Origin of the sequence: Micromonospora sp. BRA006-A (genome assembly GCF_033433935.1) — a bacterium.
GTDB lineage: Bacteria > Actinomycetota > Actinomycetes > Mycobacteriales > Micromonosporaceae > Micromonospora > Micromonospora aurantiaca.
Window position 1 is genome coordinate 3,206,763 of record NZ_JANCLW010000001.1, and the last position, 24,175, is coordinate 3,230,937.

General features: G+C 74.8%; 25 protein-coding genes and 2 pseudogenes. 16 read left to right on the forward strand and 11 right to left on the reverse strand.

All coding sequences use genetic code 11. The features are described from left to right. The first annotated feature begins 28 nt into the window (after nucleotides 1–28). Nucleotides 29–1,675 (forward strand): DUF885 domain-containing protein, encoded by a 1,647-nt coding sequence (locus NMK34_RS14375; RefSeq protein ID WP_318333821.1) that lies wholly within the window; start codon nucleotides 29–31, stop codon nucleotides 1,673–1,675. Here NMK34_RS14375 and NMK34_RS14380 read toward each other — a convergent pair. From NMK34_RS14380 to NMK34_RS14390, 3 genes are all read right to left on the reverse strand, one after another. Continuing rightward, nucleotides 1,621–2,835: a hypothetical protein gene (locus NMK34_RS14380; RefSeq protein ID WP_318333822.1), complete on the reverse strand. Its 1,215-nt coding sequence runs from the start codon at nucleotides 2,833–2,835 to the stop codon at nucleotides 1,621–1,623. The two genes, NMK34_RS14375 and NMK34_RS14380, sit on opposite strands and share 55 nt — an antisense overlap. A gap of 43 nt (nucleotides 2,836–2,878) precedes the next feature. After that, nucleotides 2,879–3,391, reverse strand: a complete 513-nt coding sequence (locus NMK34_RS14385) for an NUDIX hydrolase (protein WP_318333823.1) — start codon at nucleotides 3,389–3,391, stop codon at nucleotides 2,879–2,881. 116 nt (nucleotides 3,392–3,507) lie between these two features. After that, the gene (locus NMK34_RS14390) at nucleotides 3,508–4,104 is read right to left on the reverse strand and encodes a DUF4291 domain-containing protein (protein ID WP_318333824.1); all 597 of its coding nucleotides are present in this window, start codon (nucleotides 4,102–4,104) and stop codon (nucleotides 3,508–3,510) included. Nucleotides 4,105–4,183: 79 nt separating this feature from the next. Between NMK34_RS14390 and NMK34_RS14395 the strand changes: the two genes are divergently transcribed. Continuing rightward, a complete protein-coding gene (locus tag NMK34_RS14395) occupies nucleotides 4,184–4,678 on the forward strand; it encodes a type II toxin-antitoxin system PemK/MazF family toxin (RefSeq protein ID WP_135239834.1) in 495 nt (164 codons plus the stop codon). A gap of 85 nt (nucleotides 4,679–4,763) precedes the next feature. Here NMK34_RS14395 and NMK34_RS14400 read toward each other — a convergent pair whose 3' ends face one another. Further along, nucleotides 4,764–5,399, reverse strand: a complete 636-nt coding sequence (locus tag NMK34_RS14400; protein WP_318333825.1) for a GGDEF domain-containing protein — start codon at nucleotides 5,397–5,399, stop codon at nucleotides 4,764–4,766. A gap of 225 nt (nucleotides 5,400–5,624) precedes the next feature. On the opposite strand from NMK34_RS14400, the gene NMK34_RS14405 reads away from it, so the two are divergent. The 4 genes from NMK34_RS14405 (at nucleotide 5,625) to NMK34_RS14420 (ending at nucleotide 9,293) form a co-directional block, all read left to right on the forward strand. Then, nucleotides 5,625–5,882: a DUF397 domain-containing protein gene (locus tag NMK34_RS14405; protein ID WP_135239836.1), complete on the forward strand. Its 258-nt coding sequence runs from the start codon at nucleotides 5,625–5,627 to the stop codon at nucleotides 5,880–5,882. 105 nt (nucleotides 5,883–5,987) lie between these two features. Continuing rightward, nucleotides 5,988–6,875: a helix-turn-helix domain-containing protein gene (locus NMK34_RS14410; protein WP_194801709.1), complete on the forward strand. Its 888-nt coding sequence runs from the start codon at nucleotides 5,988–5,990 to the stop codon at nucleotides 6,873–6,875. A gap of 76 nt (nucleotides 6,876–6,951) precedes the next feature. After that, on the forward strand, nucleotides 6,952–7,788 hold the full coding sequence (locus tag NMK34_RS14415) for an SAM-dependent methyltransferase (protein ID WP_318333826.1): 837 nt from the start codon (nucleotides 6,952–6,954) through the stop codon (nucleotides 7,786–7,788). 62 nt (nucleotides 7,789–7,850) lie between these two features. After that, a complete protein-coding gene (locus NMK34_RS14420) occupies nucleotides 7,851–9,293 on the forward strand; it encodes a serine/threonine-protein kinase (protein WP_318333827.1) in 1,443 nt (480 codons plus the stop codon). Between the two features lie 3 nt (nucleotides 9,294–9,296). On the opposite strand, the gene NMK34_RS14425 is transcribed toward NMK34_RS14420, so the two are convergent. Then, nucleotides 9,297–9,989, reverse strand: coding sequence for a carbon-nitrogen hydrolase family protein (locus NMK34_RS14425; RefSeq protein ID WP_318333828.1), 693 nt, complete (start codon nucleotides 9,987–9,989; stop codon nucleotides 9,297–9,299). Nucleotides 9,990–10,055: 66 nt separating this feature from the next. On the opposite strand from NMK34_RS14425, the gene NMK34_RS14430 reads away from it, so the two are divergent. Further along, nucleotides 10,056–10,829: a DedA family protein gene (locus NMK34_RS14430; RefSeq protein ID WP_318333829.1), complete on the forward strand. Its 774-nt coding sequence runs from the start codon at nucleotides 10,056–10,058 to the stop codon at nucleotides 10,827–10,829. 7 nt (nucleotides 10,830–10,836) lie between these two features. Here NMK34_RS14430 and NMK34_RS14435 read toward each other — a convergent pair whose 3' ends face one another. Beyond that, on the reverse strand, nucleotides 10,837–12,195 hold the full coding sequence (locus NMK34_RS14435; protein ID WP_318333830.1) for a hypothetical protein: 1,359 nt from the start codon (nucleotides 12,193–12,195) through the stop codon (nucleotides 10,837–10,839). 150 nt (nucleotides 12,196–12,345) lie between these two features. Continuing rightward, nucleotides 12,346–13,677, reverse strand: coding sequence for an NADP-specific glutamate dehydrogenase (gene gdhA / locus NMK34_RS14440; protein WP_194801703.1), 1,332 nt, complete (start codon nucleotides 13,675–13,677; stop codon nucleotides 12,346–12,348). A gap of 91 nt (nucleotides 13,678–13,768) precedes the next feature. On the opposite strand from gdhA, the gene NMK34_RS14445 reads away from it, so the two are divergent. From NMK34_RS14445 to NMK34_RS14460, 4 genes are read left to right on the forward strand one after another with little or no spacing between them, the layout of a single operon-like run. Continuing rightward, nucleotides 13,769–14,110, forward strand: coding sequence for a MazG-like family protein (locus NMK34_RS14445; RefSeq protein ID WP_318333831.1), 342 nt, complete (start codon nucleotides 13,769–13,771; stop codon nucleotides 14,108–14,110). 30 nt (nucleotides 14,111–14,140) lie between these two features. Next, a complete protein-coding gene (locus NMK34_RS14450) occupies nucleotides 14,141–14,974 on the forward strand; it encodes a hypothetical protein (protein ID WP_318333832.1) in 834 nt (277 codons plus the stop codon). 15 nt (nucleotides 14,975–14,989) lie between these two features. Then, nucleotides 14,990–15,961 carry a pirin family protein gene (locus NMK34_RS14455; RefSeq protein ID WP_318333833.1) on the forward strand — a complete coding sequence of 324 codons (972 nt, stop codon included), beginning with the start codon at nucleotides 14,990–14,992 and terminating at the stop codon, nucleotides 15,959–15,961. A 44-nt stretch (nucleotides 15,962–16,005) separates the two neighbouring features. After that, entirely contained in the window at nucleotides 16,006–16,674 is a 669-nt protein-coding gene (locus tag NMK34_RS14460; protein ID WP_318333834.1) for a hypothetical protein, read from the forward strand. A gap of 309 nt (nucleotides 16,675–16,983) precedes the next feature. Here NMK34_RS14460 and NMK34_RS14465 read toward each other — a convergent pair whose 3' ends face one another. After that, nucleotides 16,984–17,253: a DUF2795 domain-containing protein gene (locus NMK34_RS14465; RefSeq protein ID WP_318333835.1), complete on the reverse strand. Its 270-nt coding sequence runs from the start codon at nucleotides 17,251–17,253 to the stop codon at nucleotides 16,984–16,986. A 177-nt stretch (nucleotides 17,254–17,430) separates the two neighbouring features. Here NMK34_RS14465 and NMK34_RS14470 point away from each other — a divergent pair, with 177 nt between their 5' ends. After that, nucleotides 17,431–17,835 (forward strand): DUF2267 domain-containing protein, encoded by a 405-nt coding sequence (locus NMK34_RS14470; protein ID WP_318333836.1) that lies wholly within the window; start codon nucleotides 17,431–17,433, stop codon nucleotides 17,833–17,835. A gap of 12 nt (nucleotides 17,836–17,847) precedes the next feature. Here the strand turns inward: NMK34_RS14470 and NMK34_RS14475 are convergent, their stop codons facing one another. Next, the gene (locus tag NMK34_RS14475; RefSeq protein WP_318333837.1) at nucleotides 17,848–19,020 is read right to left on the reverse strand and encodes a CaiB/BaiF CoA-transferase family protein; all 1,173 of its coding nucleotides are present in this window, start codon (nucleotides 19,018–19,020) and stop codon (nucleotides 17,848–17,850) included. A 243-nt stretch (nucleotides 19,021–19,263) separates the two neighbouring features. On the opposite strand from NMK34_RS14475, the gene NMK34_RS14480 reads away from it, so the two are divergent. The 4 genes and pseudogenes from NMK34_RS14480 to NMK34_RS14495 all read left to right on the forward strand — a co-directional run. Then, the gene (locus NMK34_RS14480; protein WP_318333838.1) at nucleotides 19,264–20,298 is read left to right on the forward strand and encodes a TerC/Alx family metal homeostasis membrane protein; all 1,035 of its coding nucleotides are present in this window, start codon (nucleotides 19,264–19,266) and stop codon (nucleotides 20,296–20,298) included. Nucleotides 20,299–20,357: 59 nt separating this feature from the next. Then, on the forward strand, nucleotides 20,358–20,948 hold the full coding sequence (locus tag NMK34_RS14485) for a sulfite oxidase-like oxidoreductase (protein WP_318336344.1): 591 nt from the start codon (nucleotides 20,358–20,360) through the stop codon (nucleotides 20,946–20,948). A gap of 40 nt (nucleotides 20,949–20,988) precedes the next feature. Next, a complete protein-coding gene (locus NMK34_RS14490; RefSeq protein WP_318336345.1) occupies nucleotides 20,989–21,708 on the forward strand; it encodes a ferredoxin reductase in 720 nt (239 codons plus the stop codon). Nucleotides 21,709–21,754: 46 nt separating this feature from the next. Beyond that, nucleotides 21,755–21,925: pseudogene (locus NMK34_RS14495) on the forward strand (DUF6510 family protein); the annotation flags it as partial. Here the strand turns inward: NMK34_RS14495 and NMK34_RS14500 are convergent. Both NMK34_RS14500 and secG read right to left on the reverse strand, forming a co-directional pair. Continuing rightward, the gene (locus tag NMK34_RS14500) at nucleotides 21,851–23,623 is read right to left on the reverse strand and encodes a glycosyltransferase family 2 protein (protein ID WP_318333839.1); all 1,773 of its coding nucleotides are present in this window, start codon (nucleotides 23,621–23,623) and stop codon (nucleotides 21,851–21,853) included. The pseudogene NMK34_RS14495 and the gene NMK34_RS14500 overlap by 75 nt on opposite strands. Before the next feature lie 363 nt (nucleotides 23,624–23,986). After that, a pseudogene (gene secG / locus NMK34_RS14505) lies at nucleotides 23,987–24,151 on the reverse strand (preprotein translocase subunit SecG); the annotation flags it as partial. Nucleotides 24,152–24,175: the final 24 nt, after the last annotated feature.

Sequence of the window (24,175 nt, forward strand, 5' to 3'; positions counted from 1 at the left end):
CTTGATCGCCGGGGCTAGCATCGGTGCGATGAGCGAGGACGTCACCGACACGCTACTGCGGGAGATGGGGCGCCTCGATCCCTGCGCCGCCGTGGTCGAGGCCGGTGAGCCGGACGTCGACGGCCTCACCGACTACAGCCCGGACGGTCACCAGGCCCGCGCCGACCTCGCCGCGCACGCCCTGCGCCGGATCGAGGCGCTTCCCGCGACGCCGCTGCACGCCCACCTCGCCGAACGGCTGCGCGCCCGGATCGCCTTCCACGACGCCGGGGAGGACCTGCGGGAACTGCACGCCGCGGCCACCGGCCCGCTCCAGCTCATCCGCCAGTGCGTCGAATCAGCGGTGCCGGGCCGCGACGCCGGGCGCGCGGCCGCCGAGGACGGCTGGGCCCACGTCGGCGCGCGCCAGGCCGCGATCCCGGCCGCACTCGACGGGTACGCCCAGAGCCTGCTGCTCGCCGCCGCGCGCGGTCACCTGCCGGCCCGGCGTCAGGTGGAGCTGGTGACGCGGCGCTGCCGCACCTGGCTCGACGACGACCTCGCCCTGGCCCAGCGGTACGGCGACGGCCCGCAGCGCGCCGCGTTGCAGGCGGCGGCCGAGGCCGCGCGGGAGGCGTACCGGAGGTTCGCCGCGACGCTCACCGCGGAGCTGGCGCCCCGGGCACACGACGACGAGGCGTTCGGCCCGTCGCGGTACGCCCTCTGGGTGCGGGCCTTCCTCGGCGCGGAACCGGACCTGCGCGAGCTGTACGCGTGGGGCTGGGACGAGTTCACCGCCATCGAGGCGGAACTGGCCGCCGAGGCGAGAACCCTGGGCGGCACCGTGCCCGAGGTGCGGGAACGGCTCGACCGTCCCGACGCGCCGGGCGTCCTGCGCAGCCGGGACGAGTTCGCCGCCTGGCTCCAGGAGCTGCTGGAGGCCACCACCGAGCGGATGCACGGCGTCCACTTCGACATCCCCGCGCCGCTACGGCGCATCGAGTCACGGGTCACCACGTCCGGCGGCACCGCCTACATCGCGCCGTCGCGGAACCTGACCCGGCCGGGCCGGGTCTCATGGCTGCTGCCCGACGGGCAGGAGCACTTCTCCACCTGGTGGGCGTACAGCACCGCGTACCACGAGGGCGTCCCCGGCCACCACCTGCACCTCGGCTCGGAGGCGTGCCGGGGCGGCCCCGGGCAGCGGCTGAACCTGCTCGGCGGGCTCTCCGGCGCCCAGGAGGGCTGGGCCCTGTACGCCGAGCGTCTCATGGACGAACTCGGACTCTACGAGCAGCCGGGCGCCCGGCTGGGACACCTGTTCATGCAGTTGCTGCGGGCGGCCCGGGTGGTGCTCGACATCGGCCTGCACCTGAAGCTGCCGATGCCCTCCGGCGGTACGCCGTGGACGCCGGACGCCGCGCTGGACCTGCTGCGCGACCGCTGCCACCAGGGCCCGTACGCGCCACTGGAACTGGCCCGCTACCTGGGCCGGCCCGGGCAGGCGCTGACCTACAAGGTGGGGGAGCGGGTGTGGCGGGACGGCCGCGCGGCGTTCCCCGGCGACCGGCGCGCGTTCCACAACCGGGCGCTGGAACTCGGCTCGCTGGGACTGGACCAGCTCACCAGCGCGCTCGCCGCCTACCCGGCCTCGCCGGCGGGCAGCTCCTCCGGGTCGGTCACCCAGGCGGAGTAGACGGGCAGCGCGTCCCACGGACCGCCGGCCGGGTCGGTGGTCACCGCGACCACCGCGTACGGGTGACCGAACCGCAGCTCCGCGACGCGGGCGACGCCCTCCGGCGGCAGCGCCGTCGCCCGGCCGAACGCGGTCACCGCGGCCGCCTCGAAGCCGTAGCGGCCGAACCGTGCCACCGCCGACTGCGCGGCGTCGAACTCCGGACCGGCCAGGCCCAGCAGTTCGCCGAGCGCCCGTGCCGCCGCGTCGAAGCCGAACCCGGGCGCGGTCAGGTCGTGCCGGCTGCGCGCCGACCAGCACGGCAGCACCGCCGTGGCGCGTTCCTCCCGGCCGTCCGCCGCGTACGTGCGGGTCGGCTCCTCCCGCAGCGCCCACAGCGGCGTCTCGCCCAGCGGCAGGTCGAACAGCGACCGGCAGCCCGGCATGGAGTCCGGGACGAGCGCGGCGGCGCTCGCCAGCTCCTGCGCGGCGGCCAGCACGTCGGCCGCCGGCACCTCGGGCGCGGCGGCAACCGACACCACGAGCATCCCCGCGCCGTCGTCGCCGGCGCGGGCCGGCACCGCGTGCACCGCCACGTCACCGGCCCGGTCGGTGGCCGCCACCCAGCAGCGGTGCCCGAACGGCGGCGTCCGCAGCACCCGGCTCAGCCGGCCGGACCAGGCGCTGCCCGCGCCCAGCTCCGTATCCGGGGCGGTGTCGAACGGGTCGGCCCACGACACCCGGGTCGCGAGCGCGCTGGCCAGGATCAGCAGGGTGTCCGGGGCGACGTCGACCGGGAAGCGGTCGATCAGCCCGCCGGTACGCTCCCGGGCCCAGGCGTCCAGCGCCGCCTGGTCGGGCAGCGGACCGCGTTCGGTGTCCTCCGGCAGGGCGGCCCGCCACGCGGCCAGCTCGGCGGCCGGGGTGCGTTCCCACAGCGCGGTGGCGGCGGCGACCATCGGGTGCGGCGCGGCGAGCAGTGCCCGGGCCTCGGCGGCGGCGTCGTCCGGGTCGGCGTCGAGCGCCTCGGCGAGCGCCGCGCGGGCGTCGCCGGTGGCGGCCGGGCCGGTCAGCGCCAGCAGCAGCCAGGCGCCCAGCGGCGAGGCGACGTGGTGGGTGTCACCGGCGGCGCGGTGCAGCCGCTCGGCGTAACGGGCCAGGGGTGCGCGCAGAGGAGTCACGGCTCCACTCTGCCCGCCGGCGCGCCCGGTGGCACGCCCCGCGTCAGGACCACAGTTCGAACGGCTCGTCGATCTCCGTCCCGGCCAGGAACGCCGGTAGCAGTTCCGGCAGCCGCCCGGGATAGCAGCGCGGCCGCCTCGCGAGCACCTCGGCCAGCGGCCACCAGCGGAACCCGAAGTAGTCCTCCACCTCGTAGTCCATCCGCAGCGCCTCGTCCACGTCCGGCCCCGGGCCGGGCAGCCGTACCGTCACGATGACCTCGTCCTGGAGGTGGCGGCGCCGGCGGTGCCGGAAGCTGGCCCGCCGCCGCCAGGTGGGAGCGCCCACCTCGTCCGGGCCGATGGCGATGCCTGTCTCCTCGCGCAGTTCCCGGACCGCCGCCTCCCGGTACGTCTCGCCCGGGTCCAGCCCGCCGCCGGGTAGCTCCCACCACACGCCGAGGTCCGGGTGGTCCGGGTCGCGGGTGTGGAACAGCAGCAGGCGGTCGGCGGCGTCGAGCACCACCAGCCGCACCGCGCTTCGCTCGAACAGCGGCAGATCGTCGGGCAACTCCACGCCCCCAGCGTAAGGAAGGGCCCCCTGTTAACGCCTCCGGTAGTAGAGGGGCCCCTTGTTAACATCGCGGAGCGGCGCGGCGCGGCCATGGCGAGCCGGCGCGGCACCGCACCCGCTCAGCCGGCGTCGACGACGCGCGCCACCTCGGCCGGCAGCGGGTACGGCCGCTCCACCGGCAGCAGCGCCGCCGCCCCGGCCTCGTCGCCGACGGTGAGCCGACCGTGCACCGACCGGGCCAGCCCGGTGACGTCGGTGAGCCCGACCACCCACTCGTCGACGTACCGGCGTACCGCGTCGCCGGTCAGCCCGACCTGCAGCGAGCGGTACGGCAGCGGCGCCAGCCGCAGCGAGCGTTCCGGGTCCCACTGCACCCGCACCGGGCTGACCCACAGGAGGTGCCGCCAGGCGTCCCGGTCCGGGTGCAGGCGCGGGTCGTAGCTGCTGAGGCAGGCGTGGCGCAGGGCCCACTCGAAACCGGCCCGGCTGATGTCGACCGCCAGCACCCGTTCCTGGCCCGGCTTGAGCGCCCAGCCGCAGCGGTACATCATCCAGCGGAACGAGGTCTTGATCCAGGTCATCCGCTCCCGCTTGAACGGCGGCACGAACCGCCCCGCGCGCAGTGCCGCCTCGGCGATCTCCGGCGGGTACGCCTGGTAGACGGTGACCGACGTGCCGGTGTACGCGGCGCGGATCTCGTGGCGGGGCACTGTCACCGGGGCATGATGGCACCGCGTACCCGCTCCGGCGACCCGATTCCGGGCCCGGCGCACCCCGACCGATAGGCTGCCCGCCGTGGCAGGTCTGTTGAGGAACGTGGCGTCGAAGCTCGGCCGGATCACCCGGGGCGTACCCGCCCCCACCCGCACCGGCGGGCCGATCCCGGCGCAGGTCGCGCGCCGCCGCCAGGTCAGCGCGTTGCAGCGCCGCGAGCTGTCGTACGCCCCGGAGCCGGACGGGCAGGCCGACCCGGGCGAGATCGTCTGGACCTGGGTGCCGTACGAGGACGACCCGCGTCAGGGCAAGGACCGCCCGGTGCTGGTGGTGGGCCGGCACAGCCGCACGCTGTTCGGGCTGATGCTGTCCAGCCAGAGCGACCGGGACGGTCAGCGGCACTGGCTGGCGCTCGGCCCGGGGGAGTGGGACCGGGACGCGCGGCCGAGCTGGGTACGCCTGGACCGCGTGCTCACCATGCGCGAGGACAGCATCCGCCGCGAGGGCGCGGTGCTGGACCGGCCCCGGTTCGACCGGGTCGGGCAGGCGCTGCGCGCCGGCTACGGCTGGCGCTGACCCACCGGACAGAGCCCGGCGACGAGCCGGGGCAGGCAAGCCGGACCCGCCCCGGCACCCCGCGACGAGCTAGCGGACGAGCCGCTCAGCACTCCGCGACGAGCTGGCGGGCCGGGCGGGACGCGCCGAGCGTCTTCGCCTCGTACATGGCCGCGTCGGCGCGGCAGAGCGCGTCGGTGAGCTGGGTGTGGCAGTGCACCGGCGCCAGCCCGACCGAGGCGGTGACCTGGATGCTGCGGGCGCCGAGGGGGATCGGCGCGGCGAGCGCCTCGCAGAGCCGCCGGGTGGCGTGCTCGATCCACCGGCGGTCCGGCGTGGGGCTGGCGAGCAGTCCGGCGAACTCGTCGCCGCCGAGCCGGGCGACCAGGTTGGGGCCGGCGAACGCGGCGAGCCGCTGCGCGACGCTGACCAGCACCTGGTCCCCGGCGGCGTGCCCGTAGCGGTCGTTGACCTGCTTGAAGTTGTCCAGGTCGAGCACGACCGCGACGAGCGGCTGGCCGGCGGGGTCGGTGAGCAGGGCGGCGGCCAGCCGGAAGAAGGCGCGGCGGTTGGGCAGCCCGGTGAGCGGGTCGTGGCTGGCGGCGTGCCGCTCGGCGGCCAGTTCGGCCTGGAGCAGCTCGATCTCGGCTTCGGCGCGCAGCGCGCGGCGGCGTAACTGCCAGGCGGAGACGAGTGCGCCAGCCGCGGAGATGCCGGAGGCGATGGTCATCGGATCCGCCAACGCGTCCTCCTCACCGCAGTCCCGAAGCCGCGCGGAGCGGCGTCCCCGGGGCCGGGCTCAGGTCACCGTACGTGAGCGAACCGGCACACCGTATTTCGAGTATCATCCTCTCCGTCCATTGCAGATGCAATAGCAGATGCACGTGCATCTCACTCCTCAGTCGACAGACGTCGCCACCCACCGCTCCTCCCCGCGGCCTCGGCTGGCTCATCCCGAAGGACGCCCATGCAGCAACCCCCGAACGGCGTGCCCGTGACCGAGTTGCCACCCATGCGCTGGCTGAAGAGCCGCCGCAGCAACCCCAGCGGCAACTGCGTCGAACTGGCCGAGCTGCCCGACGGCGGCGGCATCGCGGTCCGCAACTCGCGGCACCCGGAGGGCCCGGCGCTCATCTACACAGTGGACGAGATCGCGGCGTTCGTGCTCGGCGCGCGGGACGGCGACTTCGACCACCTGATCCCGCCGTCCCGTACACGGGACTGACTCCGTCCGTCCGGAGGAGTTCACCTCACTGTCGGTTCATGGCATGCTTACTCGTCGGTCCGGGAGGGTGCCCGGCCGGGACGGTCGGGATGCGAGGGCGGTCAGGTGGCGACGGTGCCCGTCGAGGGTGGTCCGACAAGCGGTCCGACAGTGCTGCGCATGCTGCTCGGCGGGCAGCTGCGCCGGCTGCGGGAGAGTGCCGGGGTCAGCCGGGAGACCGCCGGCTGGGAGATCCGCTCGTCGGAGTCGAAGATCAGCCGCATGGAGCTGGGCCGGGTCGGCTTCAAGGAGCGCGACGTGGCCGACCTGCTCACGCTCTACGGCGTCACCGCGCCGGAGGACCGCGACGCGCTGCTCAAGCTGGCCCGCGACGCGAACAGCCCGGGCTGGTGGCACCGCTACGGCGACGTGCTCCCCGCCTGGTTCCAGTCGTACCTGGGCCTGGAGGCGGCCGCCGCGCTGATCCGCACGTACGAGGTGCAGTTCGTGCCCGGCCTGTTGCAGACCGCCGCGTACGCCCGCCAGGTGATCCTGCTCGGCCACCGCGGCGCGTCGGCGGCGGAGCTGGACCGGCGGGTGGAGCTGCGGATGCAGCGTAAGGAACTGCTGCGGCGGCCGAACCCGCCGCAGCTGTGGGCGGTGCTCGACGAGGCGGTGCTGCGCCGCCCGATCGGCGGCGCCGCGGTGATGCGCGAGCAGATGGACGCGCTGATCGAGGCGACGTCCGGGCCGCACGTGCGGTTGCAGATCGTCCCGTTCGCCGCCGGCGGGCACGCGGCGGCCAGCGGCGCGTTCAGCATCCTGCGCTTCGGTGACGCCGACCTGCCCGACATCGTCTACATCGAGCAGCTCACCAGCGCCATCTACCTGGACAAGCGCGACGACCTCGACTTCTACGCCGAGGCGATGGAACGGTTGTGCGTGGAGGCCGCGCCGCCGGAGCGGACCCCGGAGCTGCTGGCCCGGCTGCGCGACGAGCTCTACCCGGCCTGACCGGCGCGGTGGCGGGCAGTAGCATGACCGCCAACCGGAGACAGTGGACGGTGGCACGCGAGTCGTGGAGGCGGCCTTGACCAGCGACGCACCAGGTACGGCACCCGAGTCGGGCCGGATCGACACCACGGTGGCGCATCCCGCCCGCCGGTACAACTACTGGCTCGGCGGGAAGGACAACTTCCAGGCCGATCGTGACTCCGGCGACGCGATGGCCGCGCGGTTCCCGACCATCCGGATCAGCGCGCTGGAGAACCGGCGGTTCCTGCGCCGCGCCGTGCGCCACCTGGCCGGCGAGGCGGGCATCCGGCAGTTCCTGGACATCGGCACCGGCATCCCCACCGCCGACAACACGCACGAGGTGGCGCAGGCGACCGACCCGCGCGCCCGGGTGGTCTACGTCGACAACGACCCGATCGTGCTGGCCCACGCCCGCGCGCTGCTCACCAGCTCCGCCGAGGGCGCCACCGCCTACCTCGACGCGGACCTGCGCGACCCGGAGCGCATCCTCACCCACCCCGACCTGCGCCGCACGCTGGACTTCTCCCAGCCGGTGGCGTTGATGCTGCTGGCGGTGCTGCACTTCGTGCCCGACGGCGAGAACCCGTACGCGATCGTCGGCCGCCTGCTGGAGGCCCTGCCCGCCGGCAGCTACCTGGCGGCCTCGCACGCCACCCACGACTACCTGCCGGCCGAGGTGGCCGCCGAGGCGAAGGCGGCGGCCCGCGGCGGCGGCCCGCACGGTGTGATCAACCTGCGCAGCCGGGAGGAGGTCGTGCGCTTCTTCGACGGCCTGGAGCTGGTCGAGCCGGGCATCTGCTCCGTCGCCGAGTGGCACGCCGACGGAGAGCCCGAACCGCGCCCGTCGGTGATCGACGTCAGCATGTACGGCGGGGTCGCCCGCAAGCCCTGACGCCGGGCTCCGGGCCGGGCGGTTGACGGGCACGGGGACCGGACGGGCAGACTGGAGGCATCATGTCGCCGTTCACGCCCGCCCTGCGCCTGCACGACCGGTACGTCCTGCGCGAACGCATCGGCCTCGGCGGGATGTCCGAGGTGTGGCGCGCCGACGACGAGGTCCTGCACCGGCCCGTCGCGGTCAAGGCTCTCGCCGGGCAGCTCGCCGCCGACCCGCAACTGCGCGCGGTCATCCAGCGCGAGGCCCGCGCGGCGGCGCGGCTCACCCACCCGCACGTGACCCAGGTGTACGACTACGGCGAGGCTACGCTGGACCGCGGCGTCGTCGTCCCGTACCTGGTGATGGAGCTGGTGGAGGGGCAGACGCTCGCCGACCGGCTGAACGGCGGGCCGCTGGCCTGGCCGGACGCGGTCCGCACGGCCGGGCAGGTCGCCGGGGCGCTGGCCGCGGCGCACCGGATCGGCGTGGTGCACCGCGACGTCAAGCCGGCGAACGTGATGCTCACCGAGACCGGCGCGAAGGTGCTCGACTTCGGCATCGCCGCGCCCGCCGGCCCGCACCCGGTCACCGGGCAGACCGGCGCGCTGCTGATGGGCACCCCCGCCTACTTCGCCCCGGAACGGCTCGACCCGGGCCCGGCGAACCCGGCCGGCGACGTGTACGCGCTCGGCGTGCTGCTGTACCGCAGCCTCACCGGCCGGGCGCCGCTGCCGGTGCGCAGCTGGGACGACGTGCTGGACGTGCGGCGCAACCGGCCGACCGTGCCGCCGCCGCGGGTGCCCGGCCTGCCGCCGGAGATCACCGACCTGGTCCTGGCCTGCCTGGACGTGGACCCGGAGCGGCGGCCCACCGCAGCCCGGCTCGCCGACCGGCTCGGCGCGGGCCGCCCGGTGGACCCGCCGACCGCGATCCTGCCCACAGTGGCGCCGGCCGTGCACCCGCCCACCCTGATCGAGCGGTCCCCGGCCACCGCGTCCCGCCCGGTCCCGCCGGCGCGTCCCGTCGCGCCGCCGCGCCCGGCGGTCTCGTCGAACCGGCTGCTCGGGCTGCTCGTCGCCGGTGCCCTGGTGTTGCTGCTCGCGGTGGTGGGCTCGCTGGTGTGGGGCGACGGCTCCGGCACGCCACCGGCAGCCGCGCCGACCGCCGGCCCGTCGACGCGCGCCGCCGAGCCGCCCGCCCCGGAGCCCAGCAGTGCCGCGCCGCCGTCGACGGTGCCCGAGCCGGTGACGCTGCGTCAGCTCGGCGACCGTTTCGGTGAGCTGATCGACCGGGCCGAGTCGATCGGGCTGGTCGACGGCAAGACCGCCGACGATCTGCGCAAGAAGGCCGCCGAGCTGGACCGGGGCAAGCCGAAGGACCGGGGCAAGCGGGTCGAGGATCTGCGCGAGAAGATCGACGACGCGGCCGAGGACGAGAAGATCGACCCGGTCACCGCCACCGCGCTGCGCAAGCTGCTCGACGGTTACGAGCGGCTGCGCGGCGGCGCCGACGAGGGCTGACCGTCAGCGCAGCGTGGCGGCGACCACCTCGCCGACGCCCCTGCCGGCGCGGACCACCGGTTCACCGGCCGGTGACCAGATCCCGGAACCACCCGCCGCGCGCGCGTACCCGCCGCCGGTCGACCCGGCGAAACTCGCCGTCGCCACCCACACGCCGTGCGCGGCGGCGACCCGGCGGGCGCGTTCCTCGGGCACCGCCGCGTCGTCCGCCGACTCCAGCACCCCGGCCAGGTAGGCGTCCGCGCCGAGCGCCACCGTCGCCGCCGCGTGCTCCGGCGTGCCGGTGTCCTTGCACACGGCAAGCCCCAGCCGCCAGCCGTCCACATCGAGCACCGCCGGCTCCCGGCCCGGTCGCATGTGCCGCGGCTCCGCGCCACCCAGGCACATCTTCCGGTACGCGACCCGCGCGCCCTCGGCGTCGACCGCGAGCACCCCGATGTGCGGGCCGGGCACCGGCGCCCCGGCCAGCGCCAGCGTGCCGGTCTCGGCGCAGGCCGCCCGCAGCGCCGCGAGCCTCGGGCCGGCCGGGTCCAGCGGCGCGGCGGTCAGCTCGTACCCGGTCAGGGACATCTCCGGGAAGACCACCACGCGGGCCCCGGCGGCGCGCACCGCGTCGGCGTGCCGGGCGGCGTTGCCCTCGACGTCGTGGGAGCGGGTCAGCGGCTGGGCGACGGCGATCCGCAGCGGCTTACGCATGGCGTACACGATAATGGTTTCCATGACGCGTGGTCGTCCGCGGCTTCGCCCCGTAACGTTGGTCCGATGATCGGAAACGCACAGCTGCTCGCCGTCCCCCGGGTGAGCACCGCGCGGGCCGCGGAACCGTCCGGCGACGGGGTGACCGGATGGGTCACCGGCCTGATGGAACGGCTCGGTGGGCCGGGCGCCGGCCTCGCGGTCGCCCTGGAGAACCTGTTCCCGCCGATCCCCAGCGAGGTGATCCTGCCGCTGGCCGGCTTCACCGCGAGCCAGGGCCGGATGAGCCTGGCCGGCGCGATCGTCTGGACCACGCTCGGGTCGATCGTGGGCGCGCTGGCGCTGTACTACATCGGCGCGGCCCTCGGGCGGGACCGGATGCGCGCCCTCGCCGCGCGGCTTCCGCTGATCAAGCTGGAGGATGTGGACCGCACCGAGGCGTGGTTCCTGCGCCACGGCGTCAAGGCGGTGTTCTTCGGCCGGATGATTCCGATCTTCCGCAGTCTCATCTCCATCCCGGCCGGGGTGGAACGGATGCCGGTGCCGGTGTTCCTGCTCTACACCGCGCTGGGCAGCCTGATCTGGAACACCACGTTCGTGCTCGCCGGTTACCTGCTCGGCGAGCAGTGGCACGTGGTCGAGGCGTACGCGGGCACGTTCCAGAAGCTGGTCATCGTGGCCGTGCTGGCCGGTGCCTGCTGGTTCGTGGTCAGCCGGGTCCGCCGCTCCCGCCGCACCGCCGGGGCCGCGCCGCAGGAGGCGGAGGCGCCGCCGGAGCCGCAGCCGGCCCCGCAGGGCACCGTCTACCGGGGCGGCTGGTACTCCCGGGCGGAGGACTGAGGCAGGCTCAGCACGGCGGGTAGAGCGGACGGGTGCCGGTGCCGGCGGCCCGGGCGGCCCGGTCGCTGAACCGGCAGCCGAAGTCCGGCGCCGCGACCGCGCGCCGGTCGGTGACCGCGTCACCGGCCGGGCGCTTCCCGGTACGCACCCAGCGGACCAGGTCGTCCCACGCGGCACCGGCCTCGGCCGGGCTGAACTCGCAGTGCTGCGCGGTGCGCACCGCCCGCTGCACCAGCAGCCGGGACCGGCCGTGCCGGGCCACGTCCCGGGCGTACGCCTGCTCCATGCCGAACGGCACGAACAGGTCGCCGAGCCCGTGCAGGCTCAGCACCGGCACGGTGGGCCGCCCGGCGATCCGGGGCACCTCGGTCAGGCCGGGCGAGAGCCGCTGGCGCAGGTTCTCCGGCGCGACCCGCTGCACAGTGGCGTCGAGGTTCACCGGCTGGTTCGGCGTGTACCTGGTGAACAGGTTCGTGGCGAGCTGACCGGGCCGCCGGGCGGGGGAGCCCTCCGCCTCGCCGACCGCGATGCCGAACAGGAAGTCCTTCCACACCGCGAACGCGGCGTCGGCGCCCGGCCGCGGCCCGCCGGAGCGCTCCACGGTGACCGCGCGCAGCTGCTTGCCGAGGTCGTTCGTGGTGTCCGGGCCGCCCGGCGTCAGCCCGGCCAGGCCGAGCGTGACCTGGATCCGGGGCACCGCCGAGGTGAGGTAGTCGGGCGGCGTCGGGTACGCGCGCACCCCGGCGAGCGCCTGCGCCACCAGGTTGTAGTCCAGGAAGAAGTCGAACAGCTCCTGGTCGCCGAGCACCCCGCACATCGGCAGCGCGCCGGCGTAGAAGCCCGGGTACTGCTCCAGCGACCGGCCGATGACGTGACCGCCCATCGACGCCCCGGCGATGAGCACCCGGTGCGGGCGGCGGACGGTACGGCTGAACAGGTCGGCCAGGGCGCGGGTGCCGCGTACGCCGGAGCGCACGTCGTAGCCGTTGCGGTCGTACGACGACGACGCCCACGCGTACCCCTGCGCCACCAGGCGCTGCCGCAGGTCGAAGCCGGGCGGCTCGGGCGACAGCTCGGTGCTCTGGCCGCGGTAGCCGTGCGCCCACATGACGAGGTCGCCGTTCCAGCGCGCCGGGATCTCGATGATGTACCCGGCGTTGGCGTGCACGCCCTGCCGCACGGTGGTGGCGGCCCCGCCGACGACGAGCGGCGGCAGCGGCGGGTTGACGATGGTGTAGCCGGGAAGCGGGCCGCTGCCGTCGTCGCGGCCGGTGGCGGCGGCGGGGGCCGCGCCGGTGAGGCCGAGCGTCAGCGCGAGGGCCGCGCCGACGGCGAGCAGCCGGCGGCGGACGGGTGAGGGCTGCATCGCTGCTCCCCGGGGACGGGTGCCACCCCGGGACGGGGGTGACGACGCGGGACGGATGCCTACCGGCCGGTAGCGACCTGAACCTAGGCCGGGCGTCGAGAGCTGTCAATCGCTGACCGAACGCCCGGCCGGCGTCCGTCCCGCCGCCGCTCACACCAGGCCGTGCGCCAGCATCGCCTCGGCCACCCGCCGGAACCCCTGGATGTTCGCACCGGCCACGTAGTCGCCGGGCAGGCCGAACTCCTCCGCGGTCGCCCAGCACCTGTCGTGCACGTCGCGCATGATCTCGCGCAGCCGCTGCTCCGACTCGCCGAACGTCCACGTGTCGCGGCTGGCGTTCTGCTGCATCTCCAGCCCGCTCACCGCCACGCCGCCGGCGTTCGCGGCCTTGCCCGGGGCGAACCGCACCCCGGCCCGGCCGAGGATCCGCACCGCCTCCGGCGTGGTGGGCATGTTCGCCCCCTCCACCACCGCGACGCAGCCACCGGCGACCAGCGCGGCCGCCTCCGCGCCGCCGATCTCGTTCTGCGTGGCGCACGGCAGCGCCAGGTCGCAGGGCACCTCCCACACGTTGCGGTCAGCGACCGCCACGGCGTTGCGCGCGTGCTCCGCGTACTCGGCCAGCCGGCCCCGGCGCTGCTCCTTCAGCTCGCGCAGCAACGCCAGGTCGATGCCCTTCTCGTCGACCACGTAGCCGCCGGAGTCCGAGCACGCCACCACGGTGCCACCGAGCTGGTGCACCTTCTCGATCGCGTAGATGGCCACGTTGCCGGAGCCGGACACCACCACCCGCTTGCCCTCCAGGCTGTCCCCGGCCTGGCGGAGCATCTCGTCGGCGAAGAACACCGCCCCGTACCCGGTCGCCTCCCGGCGCACCTGCGCGCCCCCGTACGCCAGGCCCTTGCCGGTGAGCACGCCCGCGTCGTACCGGTTGGTGATCCGCTTGTACTGCCCGAACAGGTAGCCGATCTCCCGGCCGCCCACCCCGATGTCGCCGGCGGGCACGTCGGTCTGCGGGCCGATGTGCCGGTACAGCTCGGTCATGAAGCTCTGGCAGAACCGCATCACCTCGCGGTCCGAGCGGCCCTTCGGGTCGAAGTCCGCGCCGCCCTTGCCGCCGCCGATGGACAGCCCGGTCAGCGCGTTCTTGAAGATCTGCTCGAACCCGAGGAACTTCACGATGCCCAGGTAGACCGACGGGTGGAAGCGCAGGCCGCCCTTGAACGGGCCGAGCGCGCTGTTGAACTCCACCCGGAACCCGCGGTTGACCCGTACCCGGCCCTGGTCGTCCTCCCACGGCACGCGGAAGATGACCTGCCGTTCCGGCTCGCAGACGCGTTCGACCACCTCGGCGTACTCCGGATGCCGGGCCAGGGCCGGACCGATGCTCTCCAGCACCTCGCGGACCGCCTGGTGAAACTCGGGCTCTCCCGGGTTCCGGGCGACCACGCCGGCGAACACCGACTCGACGGTCTCCGGCATCACGGGCACCTCCTCTCGCCTGGGACGCGGGCCCCTGGCCTGCGTCGCCCCAGGATACGAACGGTGTGCGGGGTGGGGTTCACTGGTCGGCGTGGACGCCACCATCTGGACGACCGCGCGGGACGCGCGCGCCTGGCTCGACGCCGCGAACGGCCGCGGCGACACCGAACTGACCTGTCGCATCCTCAAGATCGGCGAGGAGGCCGGCGAGGTCGCCGCGGCCTGGATCGGGCTGCTCGGGCAGAACCCGCGCAAGGGGGTGACGCACACCCGCGAGGAGGTCGCCGCCGAACTCGCCGACGTGGCGTTCACCGCGCTCGTCGCGATCGAGAGCCTCGGCCTGGACGCGCAGGCCGTGCTGGCCGCCTGCGCCGGCAAGGTGCGGGAACGGACCGGAGGGGGAATGAACCGAGACGCCGACGCGGACGTATGACCCGATGGGGACCGGCGAGAGGGGACGACCATGACCGCATCCGAGGACGACCCCGGCCTGGCCCGGCCCCGCTGGTCCGGCGGAGCCCGGCTGCTCGCGGCGGCGGCGGTGCTGGTGGTGGTGCTCGGCGCGGTGGCGGTGGCGGTGACGCTGTCCAACCCGGCCCGGCTCGGCGTGGTCTTCTCCGGCGGCGCCCCGCCGTCGCCCGCTCCCGGCGGCGGCTCCGGCGGGGCAGGCGCCGCCGAGGTGGCCGGCGCCGAGACGCTCGCCGCGCCCCGCGGCGACCGGCAGCGCGCCCAGTTCGAGCTGGTCGACGGGCTGACCCGGTTGACGCTGCGGGCCGACGACCTCGGCGACGACCTGTACCGGATCGGCGCGCCGGACGGCTCCGGCGTGACGCCCCGCCCGCAACTGGTGGGCGACCGCGTCCGGCTGCGGATCGAGGAGAACGGCCGCCCCGGCCCGGCCGCCGTCGAGGTGGTGCTCAACTCCCGGGTCACCTGGCGGCTGCGGCTGATCGGCGGCGTCAGCGAGCAGCGGCTCGACCTGGGTGAGGCCCGGCTCGCCGGGATCGACCTGGTCGGCGGCGCGTCGCGTACCCGGCTGCTGCTGCCCCGGCTCGACGGCTCGCTCACCGTCCGGATGACCGGCGGGGTCAGCGAACTGACGGTCACCGTGCCCGGCGGGCCACCGGCCCGGGTGCGGGTGGCCTCCGGCGCCGGCTCCCTGACCCTGTACGACGAGCGTCGCGGCGGGATCGCCGCCGGTGACCTGGTCAGTTCGCCGGGCTGGGACCGGGCCGCCGACCGGCTCTACCTCGACCTGGTGGGGGGCGCCAACGCGGTGAGCGTCACCGCGGAGTGAGCGTACAGTCGGGCGGTGGACCGCACTGAATCCCTGCCCGCGCAGACGCTCCCACCGGGCGTCGGCCCGACCGACCCGGGCAGCGTGCTGCTGCCGGGCCACGACGTCCCGCTCGGCCGCTACACCACTGTGCGGCGGCTGCTGCCGCAGCGGCAGCGCCGGATGGTCGGCGCCTGGTGCTTCGTCGACCACTTCGGGCCCGACGACGTGGCCGACCGGCCCGGAATGGAGGTGCCGCCGCACCCGCACACCGGCCTGCAGACCGTCACCTGGCTGCTCGACGGGGAGATCCTGCACCGCGACAGCCTCGGCAACGTCCAGCCCATCCGCCCGGGCCAGCTCAACGTGATGACCTCCGGGCGCGGCATCGCGCACTCCGAGCGCTCCCCGCTGGTGCACCCGCCGCTGATGCACGGCGTGCAGTTGTGGGTGGCGCTGCCCGACCCGGCCCGCGCCGGTGACCCGGACTTCGCCCACCACGCCGACCTGCCCCGCTTCCGCGACGGCGACCTGGACGTCACGCTGCTGGTCGGCGACCTCGGCGGGGAACGCTCGCCCGCGGTCGTGCACACCCCGCTGGTCGGCGCGCAGCTCGAGGTCCGCGGGCCGGCGCCGGCCACGCTGCCGCTGCGTCCGGACTTCGAGTACGGGCTGCTCGCCATGTCCGGCGCCGCCGAGTGCGACGGCACGGCGCTGGCCCCCGGCGCGCTGCTCTACCTGGGCCTCGGCCGGAACGCGCTGACGCTGCGCGCCGAACCGGGCACCCGGTTGCTGCTGCTCGGCGGCACCCCGTTCGAGGAGCCGCTGGTGATGTGGTGGAACTTCGTCGGCCGCTCGCACGAGGAGGTGGTGGCCGCCCGGGAGGACTGGATGGCCGGCCGCCGCTTCGGCGTGGTCGCCGACGACGCGGCACCGCCGCTGCCCGCGCCCGCGCTGCCCACCACCCGGCTCAAGGCCCGTGATCGCGGCGGCGACGTGCGCGGCTGACGGTCGTACCCGAATGCCGCGCCGTCGCCGGGGTAGTCGGCGGCATGCCGACAACCACCGCCCCGCGCGACGTCGCGGACAAGAAGCGGCTCGCCCGCCGGCTCGCCGGAGACGGCCGCGGGTTCGCCGAGTTCTTCGGGTTCCGGGTGACGAACAACCCGGCCCAGTTGTTCCAGGTGCTGTACCTGGCCGTCCTGCTGGCCCGCCGGGGCGACTTCCACCGGGCCGTCGACGCGGCCGGGGCGCTGCGCGACGCCGGCTGGGACACCGCGGCCCGGATGGCCCGCTCCCGCCACGAGGACCGGGTACGCGTGCTGCGCGCCGCCGGGCTGCGCGGTGACCTGCCCGCGATCGCCGACACCCTCGGCGACCTGTCCCGCACGGTCGTCGAGACGTACCGGGGCGACCTGCGCCGGCTGCGGACCGCCGCGCACCAGGAGCCGGGCGAGGAACGGCGGCTGCTGACCGCGCTGCCCGGAGTGGACGACGAGGTGTGCGACCTGTTCCTGCGCGAGGCGCAGGCGCTGTGGCGTGAGGCGGCGCCGGTGGCCGACCGGCGGGCGCTCGCGGCGGCCCGGCGGCTCGGGCTGGGCCGCACCGCGCGCGACCTCGCCGGACTCACCGGCAGCGGGGAGTCGGAGCAACTGTCGTGGCTGGTCGGGGCGCTGGCGCGAGTGGACCTGGAGCGGCGGTACGCGGAGGTGACCGCCTGAGCGCACGCGTGCGCCCGGACACACTTCCGCGATTCTCACCCGTTCGGCTGATGTCGCGTCGTATGATGATCGTGGCAGCGATGCCCGCCCGGTTCGGGCGAACATCTCACCGCTGCGCGGTCGCGACCCGGTTCGGGCGTGAACCGCGCAGGACAGGTGCTGCGTGGCGCCCCAGGTCGCGGTTCGTGACCCGGGGCGCTCGCCTGTCCGGGCCACGCCGACCGGCCACAGGGGAGCGCAGCCGTACCCCGGGCTTCTTCGCACGCGCAGGGGCCGGCGGCCGTGTCGCCCGCCGGCCCGCCGTCGTGCTCAGATGCCGCGCAGGTGCTGTGACACGCGTGGGTGGTCGACCCGGGCCTGCGCCGCGCGCTGCGACCGGCTCACCTCGGGCGCCGCGTCGATGCCGGCCGAGCGGGCCACCTCGGTGCCGTTGGCGTAGTCCACCGGGGGCAGCGCGCGCAGCGCCCGCAACACGTCCGGCGGCGCGCCCTCCCGTTCCGCCTCGCGGATGACGTCGTCCTTGCCGGCCGGGTAGTCCAGCGCGGACAGGTAATCAAGGACATCCGTGTAACTCGCCATGGGTCGGGCTCCTCGTGGCAGCAGTCGCGGTCATGACCGGGCGGCGGTTACCCGTCGCGCCGCCCCTCACGCCCGCGAGCGCGGAAAACCCGCCGTCGCCGCACGCGGGTGGCCGGGGCCGTTTCCGGCGCGCCGTCGCGGGTAGCCGCGGTGGGCGCACCGAAGGGGGTACCACGGATGCACTACCTGACCTTCGTGAGCCGGGTCGCCCGGCTCACCGGCACGAGCGAGGACCGGGCCGCCACACTCACCGGGGCCACGCTGGAGACGCTCTCCGAGCGGCTGACCGGCGGCGAGGTGATGGACCTCGCCGCGCAGCTGCCCAAGCCGCTCCAGGGGCTGCTGCGGCCCTATCCGCGCGACGAGGCCGCCGAACGATTCGGCGCGGCCGAGTTCGCCGCCCGGGTCGCCCGCCGGGCGGACTGCGACGAGAACACCGCCCGGGACGCCGTACGCGCGGTGTTCGTCACGCTGCGCGAGGCGATCCGGGGCGGGGAGTTCCAGGACGTCGTGGTGCAGTTCCCCCGCGACTACCGGGACATGGTCGAACCGGCCCTCGCCCCGGCCGCCACGCGCCGCTGAACCGGCGGCCGGTCAGCCGATCACGCCGGCGTCGCGCAGCGCGGCGATCCGGCCGGCGTCGATCCCGGCGCCGGCCAGCACCTCGTCGGTGTGCTCGCCCGGCGACGGCGGCGGGCGCCGGACCGACGTCGGGGTGGCCGAGAAGCGCGGCGCGGGAGCGGGCTGGGTGACGCCGTCCGGCGCCACGAAGACCTCCCGTGCCCGCAGGTGCGGGTGCTCCGGCGCCTCGGCCCAGTCGAGCACCGGCGCGACGCAGGCGTCCGTGCCGGCCAGCAGCGCCGTCCACTGGTCGCGGGTACGGGTGCGGAACAGCCGCGCCCAGGCCGCCCGCAGCGCGGGCCAGTTCGCCGGGTCGTCCCGGTCCAGCGCGTCCTCCGGCACGTCGTCGCCGTCGAGCGGGAAGCCGGTGAGCCGGACCAGCTCGGCGTAGAACTGCGGCTCCAGCGCGCCCACCGCGACGTACCGCCCGTCGGCGCACTCGTACGTGTCGTAGAACGGCGCGCCGCCGTCGAGCAGGTTCACCCCGCGCGGGTCCTGCCACAGGCCGATGCCGCGCAGCGCGTGGATCTGGGTGGCCAGCACCGACACGCCGTCCACGATGGCCGCGTCGACCACCTGGCCGGGCGCGCCGCCGCGCACCGCGTACAGCGCCGCGACCACGCCGAGCGCCAGCATCATGCCCCCGCCGCCGTAGTCGCCGAGCAGGTTCATCGGCGGCACCGGGCGTTCCCCGGCCCGGCCCACGCCGTGCAGCGCCCCGGTCAGCGCCAGGTAGTCGATGTCGTGCCCGGCGCGCTGCGCCAGCGGCCCGTCCTGCCCCCAGCCGGTCATCCGCCCGTACACCAGGCGGGGGTTGGCGGCGAGGCAGGCGTCCGGGCCGAGGCCGAGTCGTTCGGTCACGCCGGGCCGGAAGCCCTCGACCAGCGCGTCCGCGCCGGCGACCAGGTCGAGCACCAGGTCACGCCCCGCGGGCTGCTTCAGGTCGACGGCGATCGAGCGGCGGTTGCGGTTCAGCAGGTCGCCGGGGAAGGCGCCGAACCCGCGCCCGCCGGCCCGGTCGACGCGCACCACGTCGGCGCCGAGGTCGGCCAGCATCATCGCCGCGAACGGACCGGGGCCGATGCCGGCCAGCTCGATCACCCGTACGCCGGTCAGTGGTCCCTGGTTGGTCACCCGCGTCACCATAGGGGCAGGGGTGACCCGGGCGCCACGCCCTCCGCCGGCACCCAGTGGTTGACCAGGGCAATCATGCGTGTCCCGACTTGGCGTCCGGTCCGGCGGTGACCTAGCCTTGTGCAGGCGAGGGGAGTACTTCCCACGAATCATTCCGGTCAGTACGGCGAGCCGCCGAGGCGAGCCCCGGGTGATTGCCCACGAAAACGTGGGTGAAGGAGACCTCGAACATGACACGGTGTTCGAGGAGGCTCCATGCCCGAATTGTCGCCCCTGGCCGCGGCCGGGTTGTCGTCTGTCGGCACGCCCACGTTGTGGGTCGTGACGATCGTCGGTGTGCTCGTCCTGCTGGTGCTCGACTTCCTGGTCACCAGGAAGCCGCACGAGGTCTCGATCCGTGAGGCGCTCGGCTGGTCCGCCTTCTACATCGCCCTGCCGCTGGCCTTCGGCGGCTGGATCTGGTCCCGGTACGGCAGCCAGCAGGGCATCGAGTACCTCACCGGTTACCTGGTCGAGAAGTCGCTGTCGGTCGACAACCTGTTCGTCTTCATGCTGCTGCTGGCCGCGTTCGCGGTGCCCGCCGTGCTCGCCCAGCGGGTGCTGCTCTACGGCATCGCCGGCGCCCTGGTGCTGCGCGGCGTGTTCATCGCGCTCGGCGCCGCCGCGCTCCAGACGCTCGACTTCGCCTTCCTGCTGTTCGCGCTCATCCTGATCGCCACCGCGGTCAAGCTGCTGCGCGACGCCCTCTCCGGGCACGAGCAGGAGGTCGACATCAACAAGATGCGGTCGGTCCGGCTGCTCCGCAAGATCATGCCGGTGGTCGACGACTACCACGGCACCCGGATGACCATCCGGCAGGGCGGCCGGCGGGCGCTCACCCCGTTCGCGCTGGTCGTGGTCGCCGTGCTGGCCACGGACATCGTGTTCGCCGTCGACTCGGTGCCCGCCGTCTACGGCATCACCGAGGACCCGTACCTGGTCTTCGCCACCAACGCCTTCGCGCTGCTGGGCCTGCGCGCGCTCTACTTCGTGCTGCACGCCGCGCTCAGCCGCCTCGTGCACCTCAGCTACGGCCTGGCCGCCATCCTGGCGTTCATCGGCGTCAAGCTCGGCCTGCACTGGGCGCACGGCATCTGGAAGGGCGTACCGGAGATCCCCACGCTCGCCTCGCTCGGCGTGATCATCGGCGTCCTGGTGATCGTCACCATCACCAGCCTGCGGGCCACCCGCAACAGCGGAGACGGCAAGCGCACCGTCGTGCACGAGGTGCAGGGCGGAGGTTCCGCCTGACTCGGTGGGAACCCCTGCCCCGGCGGGACCGGCGGTGGTACGACTGACGGGTGGGAATCATCTCGCCCGGCTTCCAGGGCCGGCCCCGTACGTCCGCGCCCGACCTGCCGCCGGGGCAGTACCTCACCGAGGACTTCCCGGTGCTCTCCGCCGGCCCGACGCCACGCGTGCCGCTGGACACCTGGGAGTTCGTGCTGACCAGCGAGACCGGCGCGGAGTACCGCTGGTCCTGGGACGAGATGATGGGCCTGCCGCAGGACACCCCGACGGTGGACCTGCACTGCGTCACCCGCTGGTCCAAGCTCGGCACCACCTGGCAGGGCGTCTCCCTGGACACGCTGCTCGACGGCGTCGACACCGAGGCCCGGTACGCGCTCGCGCACTCGTACGGCGGGTACACCACCAACCTGCCGCTCGACGACCTGCGCGGCGGACGGGCGTGGGTGGTGCACACGTACGACGGGGGGCCGCTGCCGGCCGAGCACGGCGGACCGGCGCGGCTGCTCGTACCGCACCTGTACCTGTGGAAGTCGGCGAAGTGGGTGCACGGCATCCGGCTGCTCGCCGACGACCGGCCCGGCTTCTGGGAGACCGCCGGCTACCACGACTACGGCGACCCGTGGCGCGAGCAGCGCTACCAGGGCGACTGAGGTGACCGCGCAGGCGCAGGGCCGTCGCGTCGCGCCGCTGATGTGGCGGGTCGCCCGGCTGGTCGAGCGGCGGATCGAGACGCCCACTGCGCAGACGCTGGTGCTGGACGTGCCCGGCTGGCCCGGGCACCTGCCCGGGCAGCACGTCGACCTGCGCCTCACCGCCGAGGACGGCTACCAGGCCGCCCGGTCGTACTCGCTGGCCGGCCCCGCCGACGGCGAGCGCATCGAGGTGACGGTGCAGCGGGTGCCCGACGGTGAGGTGTCGCCGTACCTGACCGGCACCTACGCCGAGGGCGACCCGGTCGAGGTACGCGGACCGGTCGGCGGCTGGTTCGTCTGGCGTACCGAGGACACCGCGCCGGTGCTGCTCGTCGGCGGCGGATCCGGCGTGGTGCCGCTGATGGCGATGATCCGCGCGCGCCGCGCGGCGGGCAGCCGCACACCGTTCCGGCTCGTCTACTCGGTGCGCACCCCGGACGACGTCATCTACGCCGACGAGCTGCGCCGCCGCGCCCGCGACGACCAGGGCCTGGACGTCGCGTACGTCTACACCCGGTCCGCGCCCGAGGGCTGGCGCGGCGAGCCGCACCGGATCGGCCTGGCCGATGTGAACAGCCACGGCTGGCCGCCCGACCTGGAGCCGCTGTGCTACGTGTGCGGCCCCACCGGATTCGTGGAGACCGTGGCCGACCTGCTGGTGGGGCTGGGTCACCCGACCCGGCGCGTGCGGACCGAACGGTTCGGCCCGACCGGCTGAGACCCGAGGAGGGCGTATGACCGACCTGTCCTACGTGGATGGCAACATGCTCGACGGGCCGCTGCGCGAGTTGTTCGCGGTCGACCTGAGCGCCACCACCGGGCGCTGCGACACCTGCGGGACGACCGGCCCGATGGCCGGGCTACACGTCTACTCGCACGCCCCGGGCCTGGTCGGGCGCTGCCCCGCCTGCTCCGGGGTGATGGTGCGGCTGGTCCGGGCGCCGCAGCAGGCCTGGCTGGATCTGCGCGGCACCACGTACCTCCAGGTGCCCATGGCGGCCGAGCAGGGCTTCCGCGCCGCGCCCTGACGTCTGCGCCGTCACCGCGCCGCGCCTGCCGCGCCGGCGCAGCCGCCCGACGAGCTGACCCACAGTCACCGGGACGACGGCGAGCACGAGCTGACCGTTGCGCGGGTCGACTGTCGCCGCCACCCCGTACAGCCGGGCGCCGTGCCGCAGCAGCCGGGGCCGCCCGGCGGCGAGCCGAGGCGCGCGCACCGCGGCCCCGCCGCGCCCGTGACCGCCGTCCACCTCGGCGCGTACCGGATGGCGCTGCCCGCTGGCGGCGCTGGCGGCCAGGAGCCGGTCCAGCGCGAAGTCCGTGCGCAGCGTGCGGCCGGTCGGATCGCCGGCGTCCATCCGGGTGGCGCCCACGACCGGGCCGGCCAGCATCCGCACCGGCCCGGCCTCCGTGGCGAACCGGGGGTACGGGCTGCGCGTGGTCACCGTCAGCGTGTGCCCGTCGGCCCAGCTCACGTCGACGGTGTCCAGCCGCGCCAGCCAGTCGGCGCGCACGTCGGTGACGTCGGTCCACCGGGCCGGTGCGCCCGGGTAGCCCGCGTGCCAGCGGTCACCGGCGAACACCGTCGCCGGCACGCCCCGGCCGCTGTCCTGCTCGATGACCGCCAGCAGGTCGTCCACCCCGCCCGCGGTCACCGCGCCCAGGCGCAGCCGGGCCTCGATGTCGAGCCGGTCCCGCAGGCAATCGGTGACGTGCCGCCGTACCAGCCGCGCCACCGTGGCGTGCACCCGCTCCTGCGCGGCCCGGTCCAGGTGCCGGAAGTCGTCGCCGACCAGGTTCGCCAGCTCCAGCCCGGCGTGGCGGCGCAGCACCGCGTCCCGGCGCTCCCCGGCGGGGATCAGCTCTGCCACGTACGCGAACAGGCGCTCCACGCTGACCAGGCGCTGCTCCACCCGGCTGTGGTAGGTGATGTTGCGGGCGTCCAGCCGGCGCACCGCGTGGTAGTAGTCGTAGTCGGCGAGCACCGAGATCCGCCGGGCGTGGTAGCAGGCGGCGAGCGTGAACGGCTGGTCGCTGAGCACCGGCATGTCCTCCGGGAACCGCAGCCCGAGCCGGTCCACCAGGTCGCGCCGGAACAGCTTCGTGTTCGCCAGCGACCACGGCAGCGCCGAGTCGAACAGGCTCACGTCGACCGCGTTGCCGTCGGCGAACACGTCGGAGAAGACATGCCGGCCGTTGACCCCGACCACCTTGCCGAGCACCACGTCCGAGCCGTACCGGTCGGCGGCGGCGACCAGGCGCTCCAGGGCCTCCGGGCCGAGCCGGTCGTCCGAGCCGAGGAAGAACACGTACCGGCCGGTGGCCAGGTCCAGTCCCCGGTTGCAGGGCGACGCCGGGCCACCGGAGTTGGACTGGTGCACGACCCGCACCGTGCCGGGGTGCTTCGCGGCGTACCGGTCGAGCAGGCGGCCGCTGCCGTCGGTGGACCCGTCGTCCACCGCCACGATCTCCACCCGGTCCGCCCCGATGGTCTGCCGCAGCACCGAGTCGAGGCAGGACCGCAGATAGCGCAGCGTGTTGTAGACAGGCACGACGACACTCACGTCGGGGCGGCTCGTCACCGGTGGGCGGGGCGTGGTCGGTGGGCGATGCGTCGCCTCCTCGGCTGCCACGGCTGCTCCTTCACGGTCGCCCGGACGATCCGGCGCGACCCAGCGTGGTGGAGCGAGCCGTCCGGGTGACGACACCGGCGTGACGGCGAGGTGACCGGAAGGCAGCCGTTGGATACGCGCGAAAGGGCCCGGCCCCTCGTGGTGGGGGTCGGGCCCTTCCGCGTGCTCATGTTCTTGCTCTGCAGCCATCGGTGCGGCGGGTGGTCAGCTGGTGCTGTAGCCGCGGGTGGCGATCCAGTCGGCGAGGTTGTCGATGCTCATCCGGTAGGTGGCGGTGTTGGGGTCGGCGCTGTCGGCGATGGTGACGGTCTCACCGTTGTCGCGGTAGCCGATGACGCTGATGTAGTGGCCGCCTTCTGGCCGGTTCTTCTCGGCCACCGACGAACCGGCCAGGCTGGAGCTGACGCCACCGCCGAACATGCTCGACAACCCGCCGCCCTTACCGCGGTGCAGGAGGATCAGCAGGGTGAGCAGGACGCTCGTGATGACCAGCAACGTGATCATCGTGTAGGCGAACCAGATCGGCATGGCGGGGGTCAGTCCTCTCGTTGC